Source organism: Acinetobacter kanungonis, assembly GCF_009939195.1.
Taxonomy (GTDB): Bacteria; Pseudomonadota; Gammaproteobacteria; order Pseudomonadales; family Moraxellaceae; genus Acinetobacter; species Acinetobacter kanungonis.
Genome location: NZ_JAACKC010000017.1, coordinates 1 through 2,678, shown reverse-complemented (window position 1 = coordinate 2,678; position 2,678 = coordinate 1). Strand labels below are relative to the sequence as shown.

At 37.3% G+C, this 2,678-nt stretch carries 4 protein-coding genes and 2 pseudogenes; 2 read left to right on the top strand and 4 right to left on the bottom strand.

Translation table 11 applies throughout. The annotated features are described in order from the left end of the window. Positions 1-95: 95 nt before the first annotated feature. The gene (gene tnpB, locus GWK51_RS16395; RefSeq protein WP_268895823.1) at positions 96-218 is read right to left on the bottom strand and encodes an IS66 family insertion sequence element accessory protein TnpB; all 123 of its coding nucleotides are present in this window, start codon (positions 216-218) and stop codon (positions 96-98) included. Between the two features lie 131 nt (positions 219-349). On the opposite strand from tnpB, the gene GWK51_RS16390 reads away from it, so the two are divergent. Both GWK51_RS16390 and GWK51_RS16385 read left to right on the top strand, forming a co-directional pair. Next, positions 350-835, top strand: a complete 486-nt coding sequence (locus tag GWK51_RS16390; RefSeq protein WP_161934518.1) for a hypothetical protein — start codon at positions 350-352, stop codon at positions 833-835. A gap of 45 nt (positions 836-880) precedes the next feature. Further along, positions 881-1,291, top strand: coding sequence for a hypothetical protein (locus GWK51_RS16385; RefSeq protein ID WP_161934517.1), 411 nt, complete (start codon positions 881-883; stop codon positions 1,289-1,291). Positions 1,292-1,361: 70 nt separating this feature from the next. On the opposite strand, the gene GWK51_RS16380 is transcribed toward GWK51_RS16385, so the two are convergent. The 3 genes and pseudogenes from GWK51_RS16380 to GWK51_RS16370 all read right to left on the bottom strand — a co-directional run. Then, positions 1,362-1,757: a surface-adhesin E family protein gene (locus GWK51_RS16380; protein ID WP_161934516.1), complete on the bottom strand. Its 396-nt coding sequence runs from the start codon at positions 1,755-1,757 to the stop codon at positions 1,362-1,364. Positions 1,758-1,864: 107 nt separating this feature from the next. After that, positions 1,865-2,102, bottom strand: a pseudogene (locus GWK51_RS16375) (DDE-type integrase/transposase/recombinase); the annotation flags it as partial. A gap of 63 nt (positions 2,103-2,165) precedes the next feature. Continuing rightward, positions 2,166-2,678: pseudogene (locus GWK51_RS16370) on the bottom strand (ISNCY family transposase); the annotation flags it as partial.

Genomic DNA, 2,678 nt, shown 5'->3' with positions numbered 1-2,678 from the left:
GTCAGATCTTCACCAATACGACGCAGCAGACAACCACAAGGACAAGCTAAATCCTGAATCAATGCCTGTAATTGTTCCGCATTGATACTCATTGTTTAACCCTGATGAATCTTCACCCAGTGGAACTTCCATTGTTCCACGCGTCGGGCACATGGCCAAATCCCCAGACCATCATGTACCAACACTTTCATACGATGGCCACTTTTATTACAGAACAGTTAGGCACAATGTGGTTTCACACAGCCAAAGGCTTTCAGAACTTGAGCAAATGCAGTATCTGTACCTGCTCGCATAGCCTAAAAACACAAGCAGATATAACAGCTTTAAACTATTTGCCTATACAACTTTTATGGGAGCTATCGTTGCTCAGATCCAAAACCTGACACAAAGTAAGGACCTAGAAGATCCGAATACTTTAGACTTTTATATGAAAACTATAGTGAAAGGTGCATCGGCATCCTTCCTCGCAGATGCCGTATCTGCAACTACTGATCCAACGGAACGTAGTGTTAAAGACTTCATTCTTCCTGCAGCCTTTAAGGACCTTATGAGTGTTGGCACAATGGTATTAGGTGCAGGGAAACACTACTTAGAAGAGCGAGATTCAAGTTATGGAGCTGAAGCTGTGAATGTGATTAAGAACAATATTCCTTTTCAGAACGTATGGTATTCAAGACTCGTAATTGACCGAGTGATAGCTGAATTACGAGAAATCTTCGGTGAAGATTACAGAAGCAGAATGCAACTTAGACAGGAAAACAACTACAATATGAGCTTTTGGTGGGATTTAGATACTGAATCAGTCCGATTGCTTAACATTAATGTAAATGAATGAATTATATAATATAATCCAAACCTTACTTTATAATATGTAATTATCATGAAAAAGTTTTTCTTATCTTTAGCTTTTGCTGTTAGTGCGTCTTCTAGTTTTGCAGGATTACCTGAAATGATGAAGATTTATAACAATCCATCATTAGCACCTAATACTGAATATTGCAGTGTTTTAGATGATAATTGTAAAGCGTTTACAGCCCTTGCAAAACAATGGCAAAGTATTCCTGTAAGTTATCGTTATAAGAAAAAGTGGGATATTAGAAAAGATGCAGCAGACGGTGATGCATACGGTTTAAATAAAGGCTTCTATCTTTATAAAGAAAAATCAGTTGATTTAAGAGACGCTGCTGAAGTTTATTATGATTTTTCTAGTCCAAAGAAAGAAGCAGTATATGCTAGAGGACTTGCTGTAATTATGTATATCGAAGATAAGAATGGTTGGACGAAAGACTAATTTATATTCAATGGACTCTACGTAAGTACAGCCCATCTTTCATAATGTAGTAGTAGATCATTCGATCACATTAACTAAATGTATAACTACATAATTCTCTAAGAAGTAATTCACCACGGGAATCAGGAATTACAGGTTTAAACTCAGTTGGAACTGTTTGCTGAAATCTAAGCTCTCCATTTTTATTATAAAGAGCTAAAGATTTAGTTGCTAAAGTTTCATCACTACAATTCCCATAATAAAGTGTTAAATAATAATCGTTTACAGCAATACTATCTTTCTGTAAATCAGAATGATAAATGGACTTTGTCCAATAAGAAATTTCCTTAGTATACTGATTCGTTACTTTTACAGTATCTTTATTAAAATAGTAAAATCGTTCACTATCTTGGCTATAAAATTCCCATTCAGCATTAGCTGCTACAGGACTAATAATTAATAATGCTAAAAGTATATTTTTAAACATAACTTACCCCCCATAAGTCTCTGAATTATAACAGCCGTAATCATTAAATCACATGCAGAAAGAAGCCGATTCGCCTTTTTAACGACATCACATGACACAGTAGGCACAAGCACCTCAATCAGATAGAAATAGGCTGATTTGGTATTACGTCTAGAAGAAAGATAAAAATCAATGGTATAACCGCGTTGGATGACTGCACGATACAGATAAGACCATTGTCCATTCACTTTTACATAAGTTTCATCAATATTCCATGAGCTTAGCTCTTGAGGATTAAGACAATACCAGCGTACAGCCCAGAGAATGATTTCACCTTGAAAAGGTCGACCAATAGAAAGGATTCATCTATTGAACGTTTAGCTGAATGGGTATTTACCTAATCATCTATAGCTATTTGCAACAATGCCCTCTAAAGACTGAATGATTGTCGCTGTAAAAGGCTAGAGGTTTACCATATTGTTCAATATAGGCTTTGGTTGAAAGCATATAGTCTAAGGTTGATTCTGATTCACAGAAGCGTAATGCTATAGTTTTCCTGTGGCATCATCAATAAACACCAATAGACAGCATTTAGGAGCACGTCCTTCGAACCAGTCATGGTGTGTGCCACCAATTTGGATCAGTTCACCATAACAATCTCGGTTATATCGAGGCTGATAGGGTCGTTTCAGGCGTTTAGAGCGAGGAATCCACAAATTGGCTGCAATCATCCAGGAACGCAATGTTTCCACGGAAATATCAAAGCCATGAATGCTGGTCAGCTTTTCATGGGCTAAGGTGGGTCCGAAACCATGAAATTGATCAGAGACAATATTGAGGCACTTCAGTCTGAGTTCTTCAGGAATCTTACAGTTGCTGGTTTGGCCACGTCCCGCATGGGCTAACGCAGCTGGGCCTTGAGCTTTATATTTTTGCAATAAT